At 29.4% G+C, this 23,640-nt stretch carries 24 protein-coding genes; 10 read left to right on the top strand and 14 right to left on the bottom strand.

The window, feature by feature from the left end; all coding sequences use genetic code 11:
• Positions 1–269 precede the first annotated feature (269 nt).
• The 11 genes from Q4512_RS16050 to Q4512_RS16100 form a co-directional block, all read right to left on the bottom strand.
• Positions 270–896 carry a hypothetical protein gene (locus tag Q4512_RS16050; RefSeq protein ID WP_303426383.1) on the bottom strand — a complete coding sequence of 209 codons (627 nt, stop codon included), beginning with the start codon at positions 894–896 and terminating at the stop codon, positions 270–272.
• A 156-nt stretch (positions 897–1,052) separates the two neighbouring features.
• Positions 1,053–1,355: a type II toxin-antitoxin system RelE/ParE family toxin gene (locus Q4512_RS16055; RefSeq protein WP_303426384.1), complete on the bottom strand. Its 303-nt coding sequence runs from the start codon at positions 1,353–1,355 to the stop codon at positions 1,053–1,055.
• Positions 1,339–1,488, bottom strand: coding sequence for a hypothetical protein (locus Q4512_RS16060; RefSeq protein WP_303426386.1), 150 nt, complete (start codon positions 1,486–1,488; stop codon positions 1,339–1,341). The genes Q4512_RS16055 and Q4512_RS16060 overlap by 17 nt, the downstream gene beginning before the upstream one ends.
• A gap of 292 nt (positions 1,489–1,780) precedes the next feature.
• The gene (locus Q4512_RS16065) at positions 1,781–2,770 is read right to left on the bottom strand and encodes a DUF6090 family protein (RefSeq protein ID WP_303426388.1); all 990 of its coding nucleotides are present in this window, start codon (positions 2,768–2,770) and stop codon (positions 1,781–1,783) included.
• A 253-nt stretch (positions 2,771–3,023) separates the two neighbouring features.
• Positions 3,024–3,941 carry a hypothetical protein gene (locus Q4512_RS16070; protein WP_303426390.1) on the bottom strand — a complete coding sequence of 306 codons (918 nt, stop codon included), beginning with the start codon at positions 3,939–3,941 and terminating at the stop codon, positions 3,024–3,026.
• A 146-nt stretch (positions 3,942–4,087) separates the two neighbouring features.
• Positions 4,088–4,591 (bottom strand): hypothetical protein, encoded by a 504-nt coding sequence (locus Q4512_RS16075; protein ID WP_303426391.1) that lies wholly within the window; start codon positions 4,589–4,591, stop codon positions 4,088–4,090.
• 169 nt (positions 4,592–4,760) lie between these two features.
• Positions 4,761–5,543 carry a DUF6090 family protein gene (locus Q4512_RS16080; RefSeq protein WP_178985147.1) on the bottom strand — a complete coding sequence of 261 codons (783 nt, stop codon included), beginning with the start codon at positions 5,541–5,543 and terminating at the stop codon, positions 4,761–4,763.
• 149 nt (positions 5,544–5,692) lie between these two features.
• A complete protein-coding gene (locus tag Q4512_RS16085) occupies positions 5,693–6,445 on the bottom strand; it encodes a hypothetical protein (protein WP_303426394.1) in 753 nt (250 codons plus the stop codon).
• A 210-nt stretch (positions 6,446–6,655) separates the two neighbouring features.
• A complete protein-coding gene (locus Q4512_RS16090) occupies positions 6,656–6,796 on the bottom strand; it encodes a hypothetical protein (RefSeq protein ID WP_173589705.1) in 141 nt (46 codons plus the stop codon).
• A gap of 3 nt (positions 6,797–6,799) precedes the next feature.
• Positions 6,800–7,633: a hypothetical protein gene (locus tag Q4512_RS16095; RefSeq protein WP_303426397.1), complete on the bottom strand. Its 834-nt coding sequence runs from the start codon at positions 7,631–7,633 to the stop codon at positions 6,800–6,802.
• A gap of 3 nt (positions 7,634–7,636) precedes the next feature.
• Complete coding sequence (locus Q4512_RS16100; protein ID WP_303426398.1) at positions 7,637–8,752, bottom strand: AAA family ATPase; 1,116 nt, start codon at positions 8,750–8,752, stop codon at positions 7,637–7,639.
• Between the two features lie 340 nt (positions 8,753–9,092).
• On the opposite strand from Q4512_RS16100, the gene Q4512_RS16105 reads away from it, so the two are divergent.
• The 10 genes from Q4512_RS16105 (at position 9,093) to Q4512_RS16150 (ending at position 20,699) form a co-directional block, all read left to right on the top strand.
• Positions 9,093–10,310, top strand: a complete 1,218-nt coding sequence (locus Q4512_RS16105; protein WP_303426399.1) for a site-specific integrase — start codon at positions 9,093–9,095, stop codon at positions 10,308–10,310.
• A gap of 3 nt (positions 10,311–10,313) precedes the next feature.
• Complete coding sequence (locus Q4512_RS16110) at positions 10,314–11,555, top strand: hypothetical protein (RefSeq protein WP_303426400.1); 1,242 nt, start codon at positions 10,314–10,316, stop codon at positions 11,553–11,555.
• Positions 11,556–11,687: 132 nt separating this feature from the next.
• Positions 11,688–11,972 (top strand): helix-turn-helix domain-containing protein, encoded by a 285-nt coding sequence (locus tag Q4512_RS16115; protein ID WP_303426401.1) that lies wholly within the window; start codon positions 11,688–11,690, stop codon positions 11,970–11,972.
• Positions 11,973–11,977: 5 nt separating this feature from the next.
• Complete coding sequence (locus tag Q4512_RS16120) at positions 11,978–12,871, top strand: hypothetical protein (RefSeq protein WP_303426402.1); 894 nt, start codon at positions 11,978–11,980, stop codon at positions 12,869–12,871.
• Positions 12,872–12,989: 118 nt separating this feature from the next.
• Positions 12,990–14,951, top strand: coding sequence for a tetratricopeptide repeat protein (locus Q4512_RS16125; RefSeq protein ID WP_303426403.1), 1,962 nt, complete (start codon positions 12,990–12,992; stop codon positions 14,949–14,951).
• Entirely contained in the window at positions 14,948–15,538 is a 591-nt protein-coding gene (locus Q4512_RS16405) for a nucleotide pyrophosphohydrolase (protein ID WP_303426405.1), read from the top strand. The genes Q4512_RS16125 and Q4512_RS16405 overlap by 4 nt, the downstream gene beginning before the upstream one ends.
• 10 nt (positions 15,539–15,548) lie before the next feature.
• Positions 15,549–17,294 carry a DNA/RNA helicase domain-containing protein gene (locus Q4512_RS16135; protein ID WP_303426406.1) on the top strand — a complete coding sequence of 582 codons (1,746 nt, stop codon included), beginning with the start codon at positions 15,549–15,551 and terminating at the stop codon, positions 17,292–17,294.
• 127 nt (positions 17,295–17,421) lie between these two features.
• Complete coding sequence (locus Q4512_RS16140; RefSeq protein ID WP_303426407.1) at positions 17,422–18,462, top strand: endonuclease; 1,041 nt, start codon at positions 17,422–17,424, stop codon at positions 18,460–18,462.
• Between the two features lie 1,017 nt (positions 18,463–19,479).
• The gene (locus Q4512_RS16145; RefSeq protein ID WP_303426408.1) at positions 19,480–19,920 is read left to right on the top strand and encodes a DUF6943 family protein; all 441 of its coding nucleotides are present in this window, start codon (positions 19,480–19,482) and stop codon (positions 19,918–19,920) included.
• Positions 19,921–20,057: 137 nt separating this feature from the next.
• Positions 20,058–20,699 (top strand): DUF6266 family protein, encoded by a 642-nt coding sequence (locus Q4512_RS16150; protein ID WP_303426409.1) that lies wholly within the window; start codon positions 20,058–20,060, stop codon positions 20,697–20,699.
• A gap of 210 nt (positions 20,700–20,909) precedes the next feature.
• On the opposite strand, the gene Q4512_RS16155 is transcribed toward Q4512_RS16150, so the two are convergent.
• From Q4512_RS16155 to Q4512_RS16165, 3 genes are all read right to left on the bottom strand, one after another.
• Positions 20,910–21,575 (bottom strand): hypothetical protein, encoded by a 666-nt coding sequence (locus tag Q4512_RS16155; protein ID WP_303426410.1) that lies wholly within the window; start codon positions 21,573–21,575, stop codon positions 20,910–20,912.
• A gap of 141 nt (positions 21,576–21,716) precedes the next feature.
• Complete coding sequence (locus Q4512_RS16160) at positions 21,717–22,367, bottom strand: ankyrin repeat domain-containing protein (protein WP_303426411.1); 651 nt, start codon at positions 22,365–22,367, stop codon at positions 21,717–21,719.
• A gap of 162 nt (positions 22,368–22,529) precedes the next feature.
• Positions 22,530–23,483 carry a Fic family protein gene (locus tag Q4512_RS16165; RefSeq protein WP_303426412.1) on the bottom strand — a complete coding sequence of 318 codons (954 nt, stop codon included), beginning with the start codon at positions 23,481–23,483 and terminating at the stop codon, positions 22,530–22,532.
• Positions 23,484–23,640 lie beyond the last annotated feature (157 nt).

Consider the following 23,640-nt stretch of genomic DNA (forward strand, 5'->3'; position numbering starts at 1 on the left):
AAATGAATCCATTATTTATTATCAGAAATGAGTAAGAGAAAATTCAAAAGCAGAGTGAGAAGTAATTAAATATTAATTTGTGAATTAATGTTTGTTTTATAGTTCAGAGGTTCATCTGAGCTATTTTTTATAACGTGTTTGTGTATGGTTAGTTGCGTGGTTAAGCAACTAATTTAGCAAACATTTACGAACCCGTGAATATTCCGCAGGAATATTCGCAAGTAGAGAAGAACAAAGCAATTAATTATACACGGTGTTACCACCAGTAATTATTTCAGAGATACTTGAATTCGTTTGTTTTCAGGCTCTATTTTAATCCAATTTCTGTTTTCTCGTTTAGGAATACATTCTATCAAACTCAATCCGTTTTTATAATTATCAACTGACTGTTTTCCAAATTTAATTTTCATTTCATAAATTCCTTGTCCTCCTTTTCCAATCCAAGCTCGTGTTACAATTGATTTATTTTTCTCAATATTCTCTTTAGATAAACTTTTTAAGTCGTAAGGAAAGCAATCAACTCCATCACACCAAAAACCTTGAACACTTTCAATTCCTAAATTGTCAAAATCAAGTCTGTATTCCAAATGTGAGCAAAATTCACTATTAAAAACAGGTTCTTTAAAATTATAATTGAACGCTCCGCATTTCTGACATTCAGTATTTTCAGATTCTAATTCGTCATTTTCGCAATGATTACATTTTCCGTATTCACTATTTATGTGTGAAATAATGACTTTCGCTTCTTTATGGCTAATTCCGAAATCGTCAATAATTTTTTTAACTGCAAATAGTTTTAAATCCTGCTTAACCATTCCCCAAATTTCAAACTTTTGTTCTTCCGACAAATTCAGTTCGTTTATTTCATTTCCGCATTTTTTGCAGTTCAGTTTCATTTGAGTGGTCTAATTGGTGGTAACGTTGTTGTATAAGATTAGTTGCGTGTTTTGAGCACTAAAGTTAGCAAATAAATCACAGATAGAAAGTCCGCGAGGACTTTCGTAAACTGGCTAAAACCAGCAATTAATTTTATACGGTGTTATGCAATGGTTTTATAGCTTTTTCTTATTCGGATTCTTTCTGTTTGAAAACAAAGAAACAATCTCAATTGAATTTTTATTAATTCGGTAATAAAGATTATTATGTTTTTCGACTACAGCTTTTCGAATATTTTTTTTCTCGAATGATACTGGGAAAATTTCGGGTGATTTTGAAATCAGTTCTATTGTATGATCTAATTTTGCAGAGAATGTTCTTAATTCTCTTTCTGTCCATTTATTCTCAAGATATTCAATAGTTTCTTTAAGTTCAGATATTGCGTGGTCAGTCCACAGAATTTTATAACCACTTTTCATAGATTCCTTTCACGTTTGAGTGAGAAGTCAATTTTCCGTTATCAGCATCTTGAATTCCTTTTTCGATAGACTCTTTTTCGCTTGCAGAAATTTCATTCCACCAATCGTTCTTCTCTTTCTCTCTTAATTTCATTAGTTTGTCAATCAGAGATGTGTCATTCAAAGTTGATAACCATTGAATTAATTCTATTTTTTTATTTTCTAAACTTAAATCCATAATATCAAATTTACAAATTTAATCTAAACATTCAATTTTTGAACGTGATTTTAACTGTTGCATAACGGTCTCGGCTATGAGTAGTTGCGTGGGTTAATACTTAACTTCCCAAGTACACACTCAACTGAAAATCCGCGAGGATTTTCAGAAGTAGGCGAGAGCAAGCAATTACTTATAGCCATTGTTAGCCTTTCGTTATTAATTTCTTCTAATTAGTTTCAAGTTTATTTAAGTGTGCTCCCATTCCATTTTTCATAACAAATAAAGATGTAATTTCATTCAAACTATCTCTTACAAACTCTCCTTTAAGATAAATATCAGTCTGACCAAATATTTTATCTTTTGTTTCAAAATAGAAATAATCCATATCTCCAAGATCTCCATTCATAACGCCTACTAGGTCATTGTCTTGTATCTGAATTTTATAGTTTAATTCTGGTAATGGGCCATCATAGCCTTCAAACTTTACAACCTTATAAGTTCCTACATATTCATTTAGTTGTGCCTTTGTTAGATGAACTAAATTATGTGGTATAAAATCAGGAAGCGGTTCATTACTTTCAATAAGTAAGTTAATTTGTTTGTATGCATTAATTGCATTTTCTCTAAATATAGTAACATGATATGCCAAGTTAGTCCAGCCAGCATTTTGGTATAGATCTACATCATTTTTATAGTAAGGATCATTTAGAAAAAAATCTATCATCTCATCTTCTAATTGAGGCTGATCTAATCTGTAATACCATTCTTTATTTTTAGCCAACCCGTCCATGACTCTATCAGTAATCAAGTCCACGCGAGTATCGAACTTGTCTATTTCGTATTTATTATAAATATAGATCTCGTTTAATGGCTCAATAACTGCTTTTAGCTTTTCTGGAACATTATCAACATTTTCTATGAGGTTAGTATATCCATTTGCATGAATTTTCATATGAAAAGCATTCATGATAGCATATCTTAAAGCATTTCGGTTTTGATTTTTATAATCATCATAGGTAAGTTTATTTGCTTGTATTAGGTTGATGATTGAATCTTTGGTTTTATAATAGGCAATTAGCTCGTCCGATTTTTGAATATCTAGTCCTAAATCATGTTGTACTTCTTTTAAAATTGAAACAATCTTATTTTCGGTTTTTCGCTGTTCGTTTTTATTATTTATTTGAAGTGCGATAAGAATACCGATAATAACAAGCACAATTTCACCGACTGCATAAAGTAGATATTTGCTAAACTTATTTTCTGAGAGTAGGTTTTTACGAATTTTTCTAAAGAATTTTATCATTTGGTTAATGGTTGGTCTTAATGAAGGCTAACGTTGTTGTATATGGTTTGTTGCGTGTTTTAAGTAACTAATTTAGTAAATAATTACGGACAAAGAAAGTCCGCGAGGACTTTCGTAAGTAAGCAATAAGCCAGCAATAAATTATATACGGTGTTGGCATTAGTTTTTATTTTTTTATATGTTTTTCAAATACTAAATTATATCTTACTGTGTTTTCATTCAGAGATTTAGCAATTTCACTTAATTCAATTAAGTTAGGATAATCCTTGTAAATCAATTGACTGATAAAAAAGTATGTAGATATAAGTAAATAATATGAATGAGCATAAGTCTTTATTTTTGTCAAACTACTTTTAAAAGGTGAAAAAGCATCTCCGTGGAAACGTTCATTCCTATAAGTATATAAAATTCCGTTTATGAGTAATTTTATAATCTGTAATTGAGATAATTGATATTTTTTTTCTTTTAACTCAATTTCTCTCCCAGAAAGAAGAATTTGCAATAACATACCAGCTCTTCTTTGTGTATCCGCATTTAAATCTCCGTATTTCTTTTCAATTGCATCAAATAATTCATTTCCTATACAATCTTTAACTCTGTCGGTTATCTGCCTTTGTTGCGATTTTATAGCAGAAGATTCTTCTTCAAATAACTTTTTAATCAAGTATTCAGTTGCTTGTAAAGGAACAGCTTTTGTCAATTCCTTAAAAGCACTATTTAATTCTGAATTATTATTGTATTGGTTTATAAAAAAATCTTCTGAAATTTTGTTAGTTATTTTCCAAGTTTTGGAAACTGACCAATTTGATTTTTTAGCAATGTAAGTTGAGTATGCCTCAAAAGTTCTCCAAGCTAAATCAAATCCAATGTCTGGTCTGTTAGGAAGTTGTTCGTATATATCAATTTTAAAAGATAAAAGTCTTTGGAATTCATAATTTTCAATTAAAGGAAGCTTAATTGGACGTAAAATATTTATAATTCCTTTGTCATTTAATAATTCTAAAAATGCTTTTTGTGCAGAAAAAATTATGACTTCATTCGGCCATTTATTATTGTACTCTATTCGTTTCTTACTGTAGCTCATAAATTAATGCCAACGTGTTTGTATATGGTTTGTTGCGTGTCTAAGCACCTAATTTAGCAAATAAAAACCGAATAGAAAATCCGCGAGGATTTTCGTAAGCAGGCTAAAACCAGCAATAAATTATATACGGTGTTGTGCGTTCGTTTTTATTCAATTAATTTTTTTAAATACTTGTGCAGAGATTTTAAAAATTCAATACCTGCATAATTCGGTGTTTCTTTTTCATAGAAATATCTCCAGTTGACAAAAATCAAGTCATTCTCATTTAGTTTATTATAAAACTCACTTTCGGAAATTTTCAAGTCAGAAGTTACATTTAAAACGATAGAGTCTCTAATTTCACTTGGTAATTTCTTGAATAATTTATTCAATTCGTGTATTCTAAACTCTTTGTTTAATTTTTGTTTTATGATTAATTTGAATGTCAATTCAATCGATAATCCTAACAGAACAATAGCTGGAATTCTTTGTGTTGCTAACAGTGTATTAATTCCTAAATCATCAGAATTTTTCAAATGTTTTAGATGAATAACGTTATCTGGTTTTCGAAGTTTTGATAATTCTTTTAAACCATTATCAGAGATTTTTTCTAATTCAGTACTTGCGTGCTCAAATATTCGGATTGAGTTTTTTAAATTATCACTATTCATTTTTTAATTCCGATTGAGTATTTTTAAATGACGCACAACGTGATTGTATATGGTTTGTTGCGTGTTTTAAACACCTAATTTAGCAAATACAAACCGAATAGAAAATCCGCGAGGATTTTCGTAAGTAGGCTAGAACTAGCAATAAATTATATACGGTGTTGTGCTTTCGTTATTTTTCTTGTTTTAAATAAGCATCAATAGCCGTAATTGTCTTTAGTCCCTCTTTATGTAGTAACAGTCGAACTCTATGATTTAGTAAAATGTTAGCTTTCGTCAAGCCAAAATTATCGGAAATTATTTTTTTTTGGTCTTCATCTAGGTTTATCACGGAATTATAAAATTTATAAAATGATTTTTCATTCGAGTTTTCTTTCCACCTTTCCGGCATCCCAATGTCTGATCCAGAACCTGTTTCGAAAAAAGGATAAATATTATCATTATATTTTAAGATTGAATTATTGTGTACACTCTCTTCTTTTATGACTTCATCAAATAATCTGTAGTAATATTGAATACTATTTCTTAAAGAATCTGAAGTAATGAGTCCTGTTTTGCCAGACGATTTCATGTCATCAAAAACTATATTTTTACCTTCAAACCAATGGATTCCAAAAGCATTACCTGACTTTGTGACTAATACAATAGGGTCTGTGGCTATTGAATCTGACTGCAAATAACGTCCCAAAAAAGTATAAGCATCTAATTGAATAGTATCCCCTTGAAAAAGCCTTTCTAATTCTGCTAAGTCCTGTTTAATATCTAATTGTATTCTAGCAAGGTATTTCTTTTCATCACCTTTGTCTTTTTTTATATCATTAAGATTATTTAATTGCAAGGCAATAAGAATACCAATTACAACAAGAATAACTTCTCCAATAGCATAAATAAAATAATTACTGAGTTTATTTTCAGTTAATAGTTTTTGTCTAATTTTTCTAAAGAATTTTATCATGGGTTAGCGGTTTCTGGTAATGAAGCACAACGGTCTTGTGTATGCTTTGTTGCGTGTTTAAGCAACTAAGTTAGCAAATAAAAACCGAATAGAAAATCCGCGAGGATTTTCGTAAGCAGTCTAGAACTAGCAATAAAATATACACGATGTTAGTTACAGGGCTTTCTTTTTCCGCCCATTGTATAACCCGTTTTTTGTCTTGGTCCAAATTCAATTCGTACTATTCTGCAACAATTCACTTCAATTACAAATTGGAAGTTTTCCAAAATCGCACTACTATTCCCATAACAATCGTCAAATTCAAATTCGCCTGGTAAAGCTTTTTGTAATTCTGTTAAATTGTCTCCAATTTTAAATTTCGGAATTGTGTTTTTTAATATGTTGTGTCTCACATATTGAGGAACAACATTGTATGCAGTAGAAGGTAATAGTTTAGGGAAAACAAATAAATAAATGAAAAGGAAAAAAATCGGTAAAGTCAGAATAGGAATCAAATGTATTTGTTTTAATTCATTCCGTTTTTTGTTCCAAATCAGATGAAAAGTCAGTCCGAAGATTAGTCCACAAACAAAAGCATCTAAAAATACTCCGTAGAAATTGTCAGACGTTAAAAATATCCAACCAATAAGAATAATAAAACCGATTAATGCGTAAATTCCAGAAAGAAGAGTAAATGAAGTTAAAGTCAGTTTTTCAGTCAGTTTTACAATTCTTTTTTGTGGAATTAATATGAAAAGTCCATAAAAGATTAAAAGAAAAAAAGATGCCCAAAATAGAACGACTCCAGTATCTCCTCCGGAAGCATTTTCATATCTTATATTCGACCATATTATATGAGTTATAATTAGTCCAATCCAACCTAATGTTAAAGATAGAAAAGATGTTTTTTTGAAGTTCTTCATTCGCCTTGTAGCTAACGTCCCTGTATATGGCTCGTAGCGTGCAAATTATTAATTATTTTCGGATTGAGCACGAGCCAAATTTTTTAATTTTTCTTATTATCTTTTTTTTCAATAAGCCAAATTAAAAAATTTGGCGGACTGGCAAATATGCCTTAACTTTGATTAAGCAACTAGCTAGCTATGAGATATATACGTTGTTAGCAGCTGCCATTATTTCCCTTTGTTGTTTGGATTTAACTGCTTTCCTCTATTTCCGTGTACTTGTGAATTTTGTTTATTTGTGCCTTTTGTTCCTTTGTTGGAATTATTTTGATTGGCTTGATTCGCTTGGGTCGAAACTTTTTTCTTCATAATTTATTGATTTTTAATTTCTATGTTTAAATCTTTTAATTGGTTTAACACCCATTTTATGGCTTTTTTGTTTGGTATTTTACCACTAAATATTTCTTGAATATATAAATCTCCTTTATTGGTAGCGTTCGCAGGATAACCATAAGCATAAGCAAAATCTGACCAACCTTCAATTTCCGCAACTGAAAACATAATTCTTCTCAACATTGAGGGATGAGCCAAGCAAAAAGCAAGTTCAATCATTTCTAAAGGTTGATTAGCTTTTTTGATTGTTACATCTAATTCTAACCAACCATTTTTTTTGATAATACCAGTTCTGTTTTTTTCGCTTGAGTATTTTGAAACTGCCCAATTGCATATTACTTCAACTCTATGACCAGCGTATTCAATAGCATCTACTAATGCACAAATAATCGCTCCTCTTTGAATTATTGTTTCAGGTTCGATAGCAGCTGAAAATGATATAGAATATACCAAAGTAAATACTCTTCCAGGTGAATTATTGATTACAAACTCACGAGAGACAAAACATTCTGGGTCATTTGATAAATATCTACCAACATCTACATTATAACCAGCAACATCATAAATCTGACTTGGACGAATTACTTTTTCTGTAATCTGTGGTGTAATTTCAGTTTGATATTTTTTAACTTGTTCCAAACCGTCTTGCCAACCTTGTAAAGCAAGTTTTTTTGCCTCTAACCAAGTAACATTCCCATTCCATTCTCGTGAATATCCACGAGATGATTTTTCGTAAGCATCACTTTCTCTAAATGCGTATAACCAAAAATCATATAAATCTTCGTAAATGATATGTTTGTTTATAACACTCAATGTTTATAGGTTGTTTTTAATTAATTCAATTGTTGCTATATCTAGACCTTTCCATAAAACGGAATTCTCAACCAATTCTTGATTAAGATTGTTTTTCAAAAGTTTTGCTCCAAAAAAGGATGCTCTTGGACTTACAATATGTCTAATTTCTTTTTTCTCAATAACTCGTCTAATAGATTGAACGTAATCTACCCATTTATCATTATTCGCAAGTTTTCGTTCCAAAGTTTCGTCATATTTCCAATCGATAAAAATAAATCTATCTATTGAAGCTGCGTCAAGTTGATTTCTGCCTACATATTGTCTATCTGCTCCTTGTCCATATGTATTAGCTGCTGCGATACAGTAAAAGTTTTTATGTCTTTTTATTCGTTTGTCTGGAAAGTCCATATAGTCATTTGCAAGTGCAGCATTAAAAGCTAAAACAGCTTGTGGAAAACTACCGTCTATTTCATCAAATAAAAATAGTCCTCCGTTTTCGTATGCTTTTCTGAATTCTGTTGAGACTATTTTTCCATTTGCATCAATAAAACCAGTAAGTTTAAATTCGCTTGCAATAGCACCAGTAAAATAGAAAGGAATATTTAATGCATCTGCACATTGATTGGCTGCTGTAGTTTTTCCTGAACCAGCTGGACCTGTTAAAAATACATTTAATCGTGTACTTACTATTGCAATTAATTCTTCAAACTGATAATGAACGATACCAACCTCTGAAGGTTTGCTATCATTAATTTTTACATTAATAAAAGGTAAGCACTTTCTTTTAAGTAAGGAAATATCCTTTTTGTACTTTAAAGTACTTTCAGTTAAGGTTTTCAGGTCATTTTTTATTTCATCAAGTTCCGAATTATTATCTATTTGTTTGAGTTCGCTTTCTAATTCAGAAATTTTTTGACTGATTTTTTCATTCTCAATACGTTCAATTAAATCTTTTACCTCTTTTTTAAAATCGGAATTTTCACTACGAATTTTTCTTACCGTCTGCGAAAAAAGGTCGTTTATTTTTTTATCAATGTCAGCAGTTATAAAAGGTCTTAATTTTTCTTCAAATGGTCTGTTTTTAGTGTTATTCCGAGAATTTCTATTCCTGTTTTGATTGTTGTTATCTTTACTCATTGTTGTTTACGGAATGTTTTTTTTGGTTGCTGCTAACGTGTTTGTGTATGATTTCGTTGCGTGTTTGAGCAACTAAATTAGCAAATATAAACCGAATAGAAAATCCGCAAGGATTTTCGTAAGTAAGCGAGTGCTAGCAATGAATTATACACGGTGTTGTCTAACTATTATATCTTATTTCTTCTAATTTCACTTAAAGCCTTATAAATAAAGGGTTTTGTTGTTTTGTGTAATGCAAAATAATGTAATAAAATACAATAAAAAGCATTGTTTGTTGTACCTATTGTTGTACCTTAGTATTCGTTTGCATCCCATTGCACCTATTCTAAATCAATAAGTTATGGCTTCAATAAAATTAATATTAAAAAAATCTAAAGTCGATAAGTCTGGAAAAGCACCTTTATATTTAAGAGTGATAAAAGACCGAAAAACTAAATTTATTTCTTTAAGCTTAAAATTAGAGCCTAACGAATGGGATGAGGATAAGCAAAAAGTAAAGAAAAATCATAGTAATTCTACACGACTAAATAGTTACATTTCTCAAAAGGTTGCAGATGCACAAGGACAAATAGCAGATTTAGAAACTAAAAATCAATCCACATCAGCAAGAAAACTAAAAGAAGCTATTAAGGGGAAACCGTTAGTTAATTTCTTTGAGTATGCATACAACCGATGCGAAAAACAAAAAGACACTTTAGCACTATCAACATATAACAACTATAAAAACTATCTCAAAAAGTTTGAAAAGTTTATAGGCCATAAAGAGTTAATGTTCGATGATATTACAGTAACAACATTAAAAGACTATGCAGGTTACTGTAGTACCACTTTAGGTAATAATAACACGACTATAAATTTTTCTTTAAAGATTCTTAACCTAATGTTTAAAGAAGCGCAGAGAGAGGATTTAATACCGTTAAATCATTTTCCTTTTAGTAAATTTAAAGTCAAGAAATCAAAAAGCACAAAACGTTTTTTAACTGCCGAACAATTAGAAGCATTTATTAAATTAGAGGTTTCAGATAAAGCAAAGGCACAAATTATAAAAGATATGTTTTTGTTTGCTGTCTTTTCTGGAGGTTTAAGGTTTGGCGATATAATAGAATTAAAATGGAATAATTACAACGCTAAGACACACAAAATAACAAAGACAATACGCAAAACAAACAGACAGCACAGTATTAGAATTGGGCAAGTTGCAATAGATATTTTAGAAAAATATAATTCAGAAAATGTAAGTCAAAACGATATAATATTTCCTTTTGCAAATATTGATAACGATTATTTTACAGACAGAGAACAAAGAGCAAAAGTAGTAAGACAAGCAATAGCGTTAAGCAATATGTATTTAACTAAAATGGGTAAAACTTTAGAGTTACCATTTTCTTTAACCTTTCATATTAGCAGACATACATTTGCTACCAGAGCATTAAATAACGGTATGAGAATAGAACACGTATCTAAACTTATGGATCATTCCGATATTGGAATAACACAAGTTTATGCAAAAATTATAAGTAGTGAATTAGATAATGCAGTAGATAAATACATCAATTAAAAAATGGGAGAATATTCAAAAATAGAACTAGCGTTATTAGGAAAGTTTACAGATGCTATTGATAATCTTATAGAATCAAAAACTTATAGTGAAACGGATAAAGACAAAATGATGTTTGCATCTTGTGTTAATGAAGAAGAAAAAAACGACTTCACTAAAAGTGAAATCAAGAAAATGCAAAAGAAACTTGCAAAGTGTAGTACAGATATAGCAGGATATTTAAGGTCTTATATCAATCCTTCTGAATTAGATTTAAAAGGAGATTCAATTTATGATTTAAGAAAACGTTTAATAAATAGTTTTTTAAGTAGAGAATTAGAAGATTCTTTAATAGTGCTAAAACGACATTTTACTTCATTTGAAATAATAAAATCACTTGATGATTTAGATTGGCAATCAATTGTTGAAGAAGGGCAGTTTTATATTGACAGTAAATTTATGAATCATTTCATAAAGTATATGGCTTTAGCAGAAAGGTTAACCACTTTTAAAAGCTTATTAAAGTATCAAAACGAAGAAACAAAATCAGAAGAAACTAACGAGATTTACGACCTATTAGATACAATTAGAACTAAAGACCACACAGATTTACAATTATATGATATAGTTAAAGAGCGCACACAATTAAATAAAGACGCATTACAGTATTTATATAAAGACATTGAAGTCTATTTGTTTGGAGAAAAAGATGATTTTGAGTGTAGATATTCAGAAGATGAAACTGAACAAGCAATAGAGGATTTAAAAGCTAAAGGGCATTCAGAGGATGACTTAATAATGTTGGGTTACATTAGAAAAAGTAAAGCTTTTAATGTTGCTACAAATGATATGGATTTAGATTTCACTTATATCAATAAAGAGAAAATATTCTTTCCATTAGAGTTTTTTCCTATTTATCAATTACAAGGTTTAATAAATGCAGAATTAAGTAAAATAAAAGAAAAAGAAGAATTATTAAATCCTCATATAAAAAGCACACCTAAACTAAAAACAGACCTTTCAGTTCCTCAATTATCATTAGTATTTAAAATGATAAACGATTTAAAGCCTAAAGTCTTTAATACAAAATCTGATGCAGAATTATTTCGTTTCATATCAGCTAATTTTCAAACTAAAAAATCTTCTGAAAAAGGAATTAGTACTCAAAAATTAAGGAACGAATTTAATAACCCAGACTTAAAAGCTATCGAATTTTGGGAAAAACACTTACATACAATGCTGTCTAATATCAGAAAATTAAAATAATTTATTTCCAACAAACTCAATGTTTATAAGGGTTTTACTTGGGGTTATATAACCTTGTATAACTGTTTTAGCTTCCTTTGTTGTCTCATATTTGCTTCACAATTAAATCATTAACATTTAAAAAAGAAGTAAATGGAAGCAGTAATTTTAACATCAGAGCAGTACAACGAATTAGTATCAAGATTAGACAAATTAAACTCTACAATAGAGTCTAATCAAAAAACATCAAAAGAAATTTTTCTCGACAATCAAGAGTTTATCCAGCTAATGCATATTAGTAAAAGAACAGCACAAACTTGGAGAGACGAAGGTAAAATATCATTTTCTCAAATTGGTAGTAAAATTTACTACAAAATGAAAGATGTAGAAGTCTTACTAGATAAAAACTACAATAAAGCCTTTAAAAATAAAAGGTAATTGTTTTGTACGATACACTTAAAATAAAGCATCAAGTAAAACAATTACCTAAAGAAGTTATAAAGCAACAAGAAAAACCATTTTTATGGAAAGGCTTAAAATGGACACCTATTTTCAATAAAAAAACAAGACAGGTAAACGCTTATGAGACGAGCGTAAATAACTTAGACCTTCGTTTAAAAGGAAATACAATATTTTGTAATAACTCATTACAAAAATGGTATATGGGTAATAATTACGAGTTGTTTTCATACTCACAAGTCGTTAAGGCATTAAGTAAATTAGATAGTGTTTTACCTTTCAATGTGTATGATGCTAATATTCATTACTTAGCAGTTGGTACTATAATAGAAGAAGAAGCAAAACCAATTCTAGATCCTTGGTTAAGCTTAAACGGTAAACAACCAATTCCGATGTTAGGTACAAATAAACAATACGGTAAAAAATTCTATCTTACAGATTATAATCTTAAAGGCTATGATAAAACTTTTGAAGTAAAAACACACGAGCGCATAAAGTTAAATAAGCCATTATTTCGGTTCGAGTTAGAAATCTACACGAGAAATCTAAATAAACGTAAAAATCCTATTGGAATATATAAGGTTAGAGATTTAATAGATAAAGAGAAGTATCAAATGTTAGCAGATGAGTTAATGAGTAAATATGATAAAATAGAAAAGCAACAAGGTATTCCATTATCACAGCTTAATAACAAAGAAAAAGAAGTGTTGGCATTATTTCAAAATCAAGAAATATTACAACAGTATAAAATAGACCATTCTGAAACATTTAGTAATCGTAGAAAGCTATATAATAGAATCAAAAAGTTATCAAACAATCAGTATCTAATGCACATAAAAGAGCAGTTAAAAGCAAGTGTTAAACACACGCTATTTTAGTACTTGTAATATAACATAAAACAGGGGTAAAATTAAATGGTTAAAATCTATGTCCTATGTTATAAGATATTTCTATTTTTACTATTTAAAATGAAGTTTAAAAGCAATCAATTATTTTATGACAATTAAATTTAATGTTAACGATTTTCTATTTCAATTATTTCCTGTAGAGAAAAATAATATAGAAGAACTTCATGATTTATTAAAAAGGTTCTACACGGAAGGTCCTTTTGAGCCTGAAATTGAAATAATAGATAACATCATTACAGTAAAAATTGATTCAACCACCATTAATGAAGATAAAGAATCATATCAAAGATTAGTTAACTTATGCGAGAAAGGGCAATTTTCTGAAGCTAAGCCATTAGTTCAAAAATTAATATCTAAAACTCCTAATGTATCAGAATATTATAGAATATACGGTCAGATTCTTTCTGAAGAAGGAGAACAAGAAGAGGCTATTAATAACCTTATTGATGCACTAAGATGGAATCCTAAAAACGAATGGGCATTGCTCATGATGGGAAATATCTTTGCTAAGTACAAAGGGGATACTAATACAGCCTTAACTTATTATAATCAAGTTTTAGTTGTAAAGCCAAACGACCATTTAACATTAAATAATATTGGTGCAAATCTTATGCAACTAGGCAAAACAAAAGATGCATTACAATATTTTAATAAAGCTTTAAAAGTACAACCTAATTACCCTAATACACATTTAGCTTTAGGCTTAATTGCAGAAAAAGAGCAAGATTTTGAAGATTCTTTTAAACACGCTTTAAATGCTCTAAAAGCTAATAAAAATAGAGATGTAATACATGATAATAGTTTTAGAATAGCTATCGAATCAGCTCAAAAATTAACTAAAAATATTAATGGACAAAAGGTTGTTAATGATTTTCTAGTTTTATTAGAAACTCAATGTGGTAAACCTATTCGAGTTGAAATTGACGAGAATATTTCTACAGCGGCTAAAATTGAGTTTGCAGAATATTATGATAGAACATATCATTTAGTAAAATATAAATCTTCATATCCTGCTGTTGAGCATTTAGTAATGCATGAGCTTATGCATTTAGAGTTAGTAACCGAAGCTAGAAATCAAAATTTAAATCAACTGTTTGTTACAAATGACTCGTTAAAATCTAAATTTATCTATTCTCTAGATAAGTTTGCTAAAAAGCTTAAGAATAGTGGGGTGTCAGATGATGGTGTCTCAAACTACCTGCAATTATTGTTTAATGGTATTAATCTACAAGCATACAATACTCCAATAGATTTATTTATTGAAGATAGAATATACAATAACTATCCTGAACTGAGACCATTTCAGTTTCTTTCCATGTTAGCTATTGTACAGGAAGGGATTAATGCGTCAACAAATCCAGAAGTAGTTAAGAAAAGTCCTTCCTCTATACTATCAAAATCTAAGATATTTAACCTTGTAAATGCTTTGCATCTTAAAGATTTATATCAGGTAGACCTTATAAAAGATCATAATCCTACAAAACTCGAATTAAATCAAGCTAAAGAATTTTATACAGAGTTTGAAGATTATAGAAAAGATAAAGCTCCAAGTGAAGAATACGAATTAGTGCAACATTGGGCAGAAGATTTAAAAATTGATGCCTATTTTGAACTAGTTCCTGAAAACAAAAACAATAGAAAAACAATAGAAGATGTTTTATCAGAAATAGAAGAAGACCCATTTGGCTTAAATACTATAGACCCATCTAAAGAACGTAAAATGAAAAAGTTCTTAGATAGTCATTCAGATAAAAGTATAAATTCTGCAGTAGCAATGTATATGGTTGGTGCTTTAGAATTTTTCAAATCAATGAACAAAGTAAAAGTAAAAGAATTAGCATTCGAATTTGCAACATTAGGAATGACTGGTATTGATCCAAATAAAGATGGATATTCTATTCCTTCAATTAAAAATACATCATTCTCTGGCTACAAGGCATTAGCTTATTATTATGTAAGTTGGGCTGTAGGTATACCTGAAATGCTTTCTCAATTACAGATGCCTTTTGATAAAGAGTATGCATTGGCTAAAAAACTATTTAATTTATGATTAAGACTAATTTTCCTAAAACCGACGAAGAAGCAAAAAAATATGGTGGTTTTTTACAACACAAAGGAGTTTTTTGCAAAACCTTTATAGCTGTTAATTTAGAAGAGTCTGTAAATAATATAAACAACTTTCTAATAAAAAACAGATATAAACCTGTACCTGTTGAGTTTCTTGATTCAGATATGTCATATGAGGATGATGTTATTTCAATTTCACCTCATGGTTATAAGGAAGAGTTCGTACTATTCATTAAAGATTCAAAAAGTTTAAATCAAACAATGGAGTCGTTAATTGATTTTAGAGATAAAAGAGATTGGGAACAATTTCATAATTCTAAAGACTTAGCACTTGCAATATCCATAGAGGCATCCGAACTTCTTGAGATTTTTCTTTGGAAAGACAATGAAGATGTAGATTATGATAAATTAGAAGAAGAATTAGCAGATGTGCTTTCTTACTCTCTGTTACTTGTAAACAAACATAATCTTGATATAAACGAAATCATTTCTAAGAAAATAGCAAAGAACAACGAAAAGTATCCAGTATCTAAAGCAAAAGGTAAGGCGACAAAATATAATAAACTATAAATTTTATTAAATGAGCCCTTTTAGTACTCCTACAAATATTACTAGTTATCCATTTAATAAAAAGCAAATAGAGTATATTAAACAAGATGAGTTTGTAAGCTCAAATTACCCTATTGTATATATTATCTATGATGACAACAATAAAATAGCCTATGTAGGTGAATCTACAAATGCTATAATGAGGATGAGTAATCACCTTGCACATCCGGAGAAAAGCAAATTAAAATTTGTATACATAATTTCTAGTTTAACATTTAATAAATCTGCAGCCTTAGATATTGAATCTTATTTAATTCAGTACTTAACAGCCTCAGGAGATTTTAAATTACTGAATGGTAATGGTGGCGTTTCAAGTCACAACTATTATCAAAAAGATCAATATTTTGAATTATTTAAAGATATTTGGGAAAATTTAAAGTTCGGTAACGTTAAGATGAAGGATTTACTTGAATTGGAAAATTCAAATTTATTCAAATACTCACCTTATAAATCACTTTCTGAAGATCAATATACTTCTGTGTTAGAAATTTTAGATAGTTACGCTTCAAATAAGTTTAATACAGTATTTGTTAATGGAAGTGCAGGAACAGGAAAAACAATTTTAGCTGTGTATCTAATTAAGTTAATGGCTATGGTGTCTAATAATGATTTAGAAGATTTAGAGATTGAAGATGAGATTTTATTAAGCAAGTTAATTTCTTTAAAAGAAATATTTCCTGAGGGCATAAGCATTGGTTTAGTAATACCAATGTCAAGTTTAAGAAGTACACTAAAAAAAGTATTTAAAAGCATACATGGCTTAAATCAAAATATGGTTATTGGTCCTACTGATGTAATTAGAAAAGATTACGATATTCTTATTGTTGATGAAGCCCATAGATTAACAAGACGTAAATCTATTATGGGTTACAAGTCTTTTGATGATGTGAATAGAGCTTTAGGATTATATCACAGCGAAACCATTAACGGTAAAAAAAATCAATCTGCTGAAAAAAATGGTACGCAACTAGATTGGATCATGAAGTCAAGTAAACGCCAATTATTTTTTTATGATTCTGAGCAATCAATTAAACCTGCAGATATCAGAAAAAAAGATTTTGATAAAGTAAAAGAATCAAAAAACGCTACAGAAATTAATCTTATTTCTCAAATGAGATCAAAGGGTGGTGTAAATTACATAGAGTTTATTAATAATTTATTGTATTGTAATCTTCCTACTGATCCTAAAATATTTAAAAGTAATAACTACGACTTGTTATTATTTACAAATATGAAAGTTATGATTTCTGAGTTACAAAAAAAGGAAGATGAATTTGGTTTGTGCAGGACTATATCAGGCTATTCGTGGAAATGGTTATCAAGAAAGGATGATGTTCCGGATATTGTAATTGACGATATAGAATTAAGATGGAATAAAGAAGGAAATACTGCAGATTGGGTAAATACAACCAATGATGTTACTGAAATGGGGTGTATACACACTACGCAAGGTTATGATTTGAATTATGCAGCTATAATTTTTGGTGAAGAAGTAGACTATTGTCCAATAAAAAATGAAATTATTGTATATAAGGAAAACTATCATGATAGAAGTGGTGGTCAAGGTGTAAAAACAGAAAGAGAATTACAAGATTACATTATTAAAATCTATAAAACCATTATGTTTCGTGGTATAAAAGGTTCTTATATTTACGTTTATAACAAAAACTTGAGAGACTATTTTAGCAAGCATATAGTAACATATGATGGTAAATAAAATGTTAAAAAAGTCAAGATTGTTAAAGGAAATATTATCTTGTAAATGATGTAGTTATATGATATTGTGCATTTGTAATAAGAATTAAATCATGAATTTTTATAATATTTTACTTTCCAAAAAACATGTGTTAATAATATTGTTATTTCCTTTTGTATTATTTTCACAAGTTCCTGCATATTATTCAAGTATAGATTTTTCACAATCACCAGAAAATTTAAAAACACAACTAACAGTATTAATAACAAATACACATGCAACACTTATCCCATATACATCGAGTAATACAGATACTTGGGATGTTTTAAAACAATCAGATCTAGAAAGTCAAACAAGTGATAATGTATTGTTAATTTATGGTTACAACGATTCAGATGCATTAAGTAGTAACGATTATTCACGAAATAAAGATTTATCATGTCATTCTTCATCTTGTATAGGTTTATGGAATCGTGAACATGTATTTGCTAAATCTTTAGCTAATCCAAGTTTAGATGATTCTTATCCAAGTGCAGGTACAGATGTTCATAATTTAAGAAGTTGTGATAGTCAAATGAATAGTTCTCGCAACAATCGTATTTTTCAAGATGATTCAGGTAATGCTCATATAACATCAATTGGTAATTTTTATCCAGGTGATGAATGGAAGGGTGATGTTGCACGCATTATAATGTATATGTATACACGTTATCCAACTCAATGTGAAGCGATAAATATAGGTTATGGTACTTTAAACAATACAAGTACAATGCCTAATGTGTTTTTAGATTGGAATGCGCAAGATCCTGTTTCTCAATTTGAAAGAGATAGAAATAATATAATTTATTCAGCACAAGGAAACCGTAATCCGTTTATAGATAATCCATACTTAGCAACAGTAATTTGGGGTGGTGCAGTTGCCGAAAATACTTGGAATACATTAAGTGTTGATGAAATAGACTTAGAATCAATCAAAGTATATCCTACAGTTACAGAAGACTTTGTTTACATAAAGGATTATAAAGTAAATAAAGAAATATATTATTCACTTTATAATACTCTTGGCACAGAAGTTTTAAGTTCTAAAATAACAAATATAATAGATGTGTCTTCTCTTTCAAATGGTTTATATATGCTTAAAATCAAATATAATAATACATTGATAAATAGGAAGATAATTAAGATATAATGACTATTGTAGTTATCATAAATAAGTCCACACAAAACAAAACCCAGTATTTTGCGAAAGGCAAAAATCCTCTGTCTTTTGTTTTATTCCGCTCACCACACTAGTTTAGCGTTTTTAATCTTTAAGGTAATAGCCTATTGCAATTTGGTTTTCATAAAATCAAACCAAACCGCAACAAGCTATTTCATATTATTTTTTCATAAAACCCTAAACTCCCCAAAGCTATGTTACATAATAGAAGTTATAGTAGCAAAAACCTTTTCAATGGTACGCTACGCTAAGTTTTTATGTTTTAGTAGCTATAACTGCTATTATGTAAAATATCCGCTCATCCAACGCGCACTTCCGTACATATAACCACATTTTGAGCTAACAATGAACATTCCTGCATTCTTGCATTGTTTTTATAAGTGCTTTTTTAGTTTCAATACAATAAGGCTTTTAATTTTGAAGTTGAGGTTTATATAAGATAATTTGTAAAGCACCTATAAAATCAAAAAATCCAAATAAGAGTATTACCATTCATTTGTCAATAACATTAGTAGAAGAATAAGAAAATAGAGTACAAAAAAAATAAAGGGCAATACACTTATTTCCGCTTCTGCCAGCGCACTAGGTACTTTAATATTGTTTTTATTTCTTATCTCATTCCATTGCACAAAACCATCGTTAAGTCCAAGTATTCCTTATCTCAAGTCTTTGTTTATTCCATTTCACTAAGAAATAAAAATGTCCTAACATCATATTTAGAACTATAAAAAAATAAAAAAGATAGCAAATATAAGTGCCTTGCTTCAGCCAACGCTAAAAGCCTGTAAAGGTCAAGCCCTACGGGTTTTGAATAAAACTTTTTTCACAATATTTCTTCTTTTTTATTAAACATTTTAGCTCAAAAAACTTTTACCCAAAAACCTTGACAGCCTTATCCAAGGCACTTTTAGATAGCACATCTTTTTTCTTTCTTTTCCAAAAATAATGGCGCGAAGCGTAGCGAAGCAAATTTTAAATTGGATAGCTATGTCAACTTTTGAACTGAAAACACACCGAAGCGGAAGAACTTACTCGAAACCTCATTTTTTTATACTAAACAAAGGTCTAAACAGCGGAAAACCGCTTTCAAATCCTTGTCCTAACTGTTTTGTAGTGAAAACTTCCACCGAAAAAGAAAAAAACACGCTGTTTCATTTATCTATGATGCTACAAATAGGTGGTTTTTACGCTTATTATTTAAAAGGTAGTGTTATTCCGTTTATCTCAATAGATGATTGCAGAAAAACGCTTAAAAGCAGTTTAAAATCAGATTGTAATGCAGGCGATATAATGCAAAAACATATTAAAGCGGTTGAGGTTATTAGTAACAAAGAAAAAGAGTTACAAAATGTCATTGATGAAATGGCAGTTTTAAAGGTGTCATATATACGCAATTGTTTCAAGTTAATGCAAACTAAAGAAGCTTAATGCAAAGGCATCATATTACGCTGAAACAGTAACAAAATGGCATAATTTTCGTTATATTAGAAGAGTAAACAAAGTTTAAAAGCAATATCAAGTCCGTACCAAATCCGAACGTGTATTAATTTTAAATATTTATAGTTATGGGGAAAATATCCCAAGGAATTTTAGGAGGGTTATCAGGAAAAGTAGGTAACGTAATTGGTGGTAGTTGGAAAGGTATTGACTACATCAGAATTAAGCCATCAAGTGTGGCGAATCCTCGAACAGAGGGGCAAGTCAATCAGCGTAATAAATTTACTGTTACATTGGAGTATTTACAACCGAACAAAGAGTTCTTGAAAGTCGGTTACAAGTCATTTGCGACAAAGAAAACAGAATTTAATGCTGCAATGTCTTATGTGTTGAATAATGCAGTAGGAGGTACTGCGCCAAACTTTACGGTAGATTATTCTAACGCTCTATTAAGTAGAGGTTCATTATCTGGAGCATTAAATGCAACTACAGATTTAGCAACAGCAGGACAAGTTTCTTTTGCTTGGGATGATAACTCATTAGAGGGTAATGCAAATACAACTGATAAAGCAATGGTTTTAGTTTACAATCCAAGTAAAAAAGAATCAATGTATATTTTAGATGGGGCAATTAGAACTGCAGGTTCTCAAACAGTAAACATACCAGGAACTTATGCAGGCGATACAGTAGAGCTGTTTATTGCGTTTGTTTCCGCAGATGGTACACAAGTATCAAACAGTTTGTATTTAGGCTCTGGTACGGCAGCTTAATAACTTTAAGCGTAAATACATACAAAAAGAAACCGTTACAGTATATTTGTAACGGTTTTTTTATGCTTTTAGATCACTATTTCTACTTCTCAAATATATAGTTTAAAAAGTTGTACCTATGTTGTACCTTTTTTAATTTTACCTATTAAAAGTCAATAAAATCAATACATACAGAGTGTTATTTACACAACACGGTGTTGTGGTTAGTTTTTATTTCGTTATTACTGATATTTTTCCATCTATTCCTCTTTTTCCAAACATTCCTACTGATTCTTTTTTAGGAATATAGTCGATTTGAATAATTTCATATTCTTTTAATATTGAGATTAAGTTTCCATCTTCATAGCTTGTCAGTTCGTCATTCAAAAATAACAATGGATTTTGTCCAAGTTCGTTATTTCTAATTTTGGCATTAAGAAACTTTTCAAAGTTATATTTCTTAATTCCGTTTTCAAATTCATAGAAGTTAGGTTGTTTAATATTCAATTTTTCTTTCTCGATAAGATTCCAAAATTTATTTCCCCAATTTCCAGTATCCCATTTTAGTATTTTAGAATTCAGTTCTGTTTCTATAAAACTTTTGTTCTCTTTTTTGTTAACTATTATTTCGGTTAAAACATAAATGTCATAAGGGAATTCAGATTTTTGTAATTTGGTTTTCAGAGTTTCATTATAGTCAGAAAGTTTGATTTCATTTCTTTTCAGATATTCTAGATAAGTTCCTAAATCATAACCAGCTAACGAATTAATTTTGCTAATTATTAATTCAGATTTCAGTTCAGTATTGTTATTTATTTTATTGCTCTTACAATTTAAAAGAGACAAAAAAAGTACTAATATGTAAATTGATTTTCGGATTCTCAATGTTTTTCTCAAATTAACCACAACGTTTATGTATAATAATAGTTGCGGGTTTGTATGCGAGGATTTTCCGAAGGAAAATCAGACGTTACAAACACGCAACGACCTTTGATTAAGCACTAAACCGCAATTATTTTTATACGGTGTTGTACTGCGTTATTTTTTGTCAAATTCTTTAATTAAATTATGTAATCTATCACTTTCTGAAAATCTTTCAAGCCATTTTCTAGCCGTTATTCCGTGGTTATTTATTTTATCCAAATCAGCTCCACGATTTAGAAGCTCTTTTATTATCTCAAATCTCAATTGGTTAACTTCTTTTTGTTCTTCTCTCCAAGTCAGGCCATATTCTCTGATTGCTGTGAATATTGGATTATTTCCGTGTTTTTCGGTCGAGTTAATTTCCGCTTTTCCAGTTTTTATTAATATCAATGAAATATTGGACATACTGTGAAATGATAAAGCTACTTCTAGCGCATTATATCCATCTGCTGTTTTTGTATTAATTTCAGCTCCTTTGTCTATTAAATAAGAAATTAATTTGATGTGATTTTCAGAACCTTTTAATTCAGATTTTAAGTCACTAATTGCTTTTATTAACAGAGTGCTGGATTTTTCAGAATTCGTAAAGCTGTTAAAGTCAATCTTTTCTTTTTCAATTATTTCAATGACTTTTTCCGTTGAAGAATTAAACAAGTATTGATAAAATTCTCTTCTGGTTTTATCATCAATTTGGTATAGTTGTTTAGTCCGACATATTTCAGATTCAGAGGTTTTTGATGAAAACAAATTTTTAAATAAACTCATTTGATTATTGATTGGTCTAATGCAGTACAACGTGTTTGTATATGGTTTGTTGCGTGTTTCAAGCAACTAATTTAGTAAATAATTACCGACCAAGAAAGTCCGCGAGGACTTTCGTAAGTAGGCGAGAAGCCAGCAATAAATTATATACGGTGTTGTGCCCAGTTACTTTAAACGATAGATTGTTTTATTTTTTTCTCCTATTTTTTCAAATAAATCTAATTCAGCACCTTTCTTTAAATCTCTACTGGCAGTTGCAGAAGAAATATCTTTAAAAATATCCATATAATCTTTTCTTGTAAATTCAGTTTTATTTAATGAAACATAATATTCTAATCTGTCTTTTTCATTTAACGTTCGATTATTATAATCTAATAATTCACTTATTGAAATGTCAATCACGTTTAGCATATATTCAATAAACTTGGTCGATTTACCAGATTTATCACTCTCAGCCAAAGCTTTATAATATTTTTCCTGGTCTTTACTAATTAAAGTTTCAAAAGGCAAAAACTCAAAGATTGGATATTTTTCCATTAAAATTAAAGTTTGCCATAATCTTCCCATTCTGCCATTTCCATCTAAAAATGGATGTATAAATTCCATTTCGTAATGGAAAACACAACTTTTAATTAATTCAATTTCATCAGACTTTTTCAAATATTCAAAAAGGTCTTTCATTAAGTACGGCACATTTCCAAAAGGTGGTGCCAAATGCTCAACTTTTGAGCCTTTTACAATTCCGACACTTTGATTTCTATATTTTCCAGAATTTTCAATTAAACCTTCCATTAAGTTTTGATGTGCTTTTAAAAAGGATTTTTCATTTGAAGGATTGTAATCATCTAAATTTTCATATATTTTAATTGCATTTAAAACTTCAAGAACATCTTTTTTAGGACCGATAACTCTTTTGTTTTCAAGAAGTGCTGTTATTTGTTCTTCTGTGAGTGTGTTTCCTTCTATTTTTAACGAAGAATGAATAGTTTTAATTCTATTCTGTTTTCTTAATTTCGGTGAAGGTTTGTTTAATAAATTAGCATTTACTTCTCCTATTTTCTCTGAAATAGAAGTTATTAATTTTAGAATAGAAGATGTTATTTCGTAAGGTGGTTTCATTCGTGATACTATCATTTGATACTATCAAAGATACAATCATTTAATCTGAATTATCTTATGAAACGGAAATTTTTAATTGGGCACAACGGTCTTGTGTATGCTTTGTTGCGTGTTTAAGCACCTAAGTTAGCAAATAAAAACCGAATAGAAAATCCGC

The sequence above is a fragment of the Oceanihabitans sp. 2_MG-2023 genome (assembly GCF_030547245.1).
Classification (GTDB): domain Bacteria; phylum Bacteroidota; class Bacteroidia; order Flavobacteriales; family Flavobacteriaceae; genus Oceanihabitans.

What these genes read in the sequence shown, in the direction of transcription:
- Q4512_RS16050 (WP_303426383.1), bottom strand. Translation starts at nt 896, where the DNA reads ATGAAACTGAACTGCAAAAAATGCGGAAATGAAATAAACGAACTGAAT.
- Q4512_RS16055 (WP_303426384.1), bottom strand. Translation starts at nt 1,355, where the DNA reads ATGAAAAGTGGTTATAAAATTCTGTGGACTGACCACGCAATATCTGAA.
- Q4512_RS16060 (WP_303426386.1), bottom strand. Translation starts at nt 1,488, where the DNA reads ATGAAATTAAGAGAGAAAGAGAAGAACGATTGGTGGAATGAAATTTCT.
- Q4512_RS16070 (WP_303426390.1), bottom strand. Translation starts at nt 3,941, where the DNA reads ATGAGCTACAGTAAGAAACGAATAGAGTACAATAATAAATGGCCGAAT.
- Q4512_RS16075 (WP_303426391.1), bottom strand. Translation starts at nt 4,591, where the DNA reads ATGAATAGTGATAATTTAAAAAACTCAATCCGAATATTTGAGCACGCA.
- Q4512_RS16080 (WP_178985147.1), bottom strand. Translation starts at nt 5,543, where the DNA reads ATGATAAAATTCTTTAGAAAAATTAGACAAAAACTATTAACTGAAAAT.
- Q4512_RS16085 (WP_303426394.1), bottom strand. Translation starts at nt 6,445, where the DNA reads ATGAAGAACTTCAAAAAAACATCTTTTCTATCTTTAACATTAGGTTGG.
- Q4512_RS16090 (WP_173589705.1), bottom strand. Translation starts at nt 6,796, where the DNA reads ATGAAGAAAAAAGTTTCGACCCAAGCGAATCAAGCCAATCAAAATAAT.
- Q4512_RS16100 (WP_303426398.1), bottom strand. Translation starts at nt 8,752, where the DNA reads ATGAGTAAAGATAACAACAATCAAAACAGGAATAGAAATTCTCGGAAT.
- Q4512_RS16105 (WP_303426399.1), top strand. Translation starts at nt 9,093, where the DNA reads ATGGCTTCAATAAAATTAATATTAAAAAAATCTAAAGTCGATAAGTCT.
- Q4512_RS16110 (WP_303426400.1), top strand. Translation starts at nt 10,314, where the DNA reads ATGGGAGAATATTCAAAAATAGAACTAGCGTTATTAGGAAAGTTTACA.
- Q4512_RS16115 (WP_303426401.1), top strand. Translation starts at nt 11,688, where the DNA reads ATGGAAGCAGTAATTTTAACATCAGAGCAGTACAACGAATTAGTATCA.
- Q4512_RS16125 (WP_303426403.1), top strand. Translation starts at nt 12,990, where the DNA reads ATGACAATTAAATTTAATGTTAACGATTTTCTATTTCAATTATTTCCT.
- Q4512_RS16405 (WP_303426405.1), top strand. Translation starts at nt 14,948, where the DNA reads ATGATTAAGACTAATTTTCCTAAAACCGACGAAGAAGCAAAAAAATAT.
- Q4512_RS16135 (WP_303426406.1), top strand. Translation starts at nt 15,549, where the DNA reads ATGAGCCCTTTTAGTACTCCTACAAATATTACTAGTTATCCATTTAAT.
- Q4512_RS16145 (WP_303426408.1), top strand. Translation starts at nt 19,480, where the DNA reads ATGTCAACTTTTGAACTGAAAACACACCGAAGCGGAAGAACTTACTCG.
- Q4512_RS16150 (WP_303426409.1), top strand. Translation starts at nt 20,058, where the DNA reads ATGGGGAAAATATCCCAAGGAATTTTAGGAGGGTTATCAGGAAAAGTA.
- Q4512_RS16160 (WP_303426411.1), bottom strand. Translation starts at nt 22,367, where the DNA reads ATGAGTTTATTTAAAAATTTGTTTTCATCAAAAACCTCTGAATCTGAA.
- Q4512_RS16165 (WP_303426412.1), bottom strand. Translation starts at nt 23,483, where the DNA reads ATGAAACCACCTTACGAAATAACATCTTCTATTCTAAAATTAATAACT.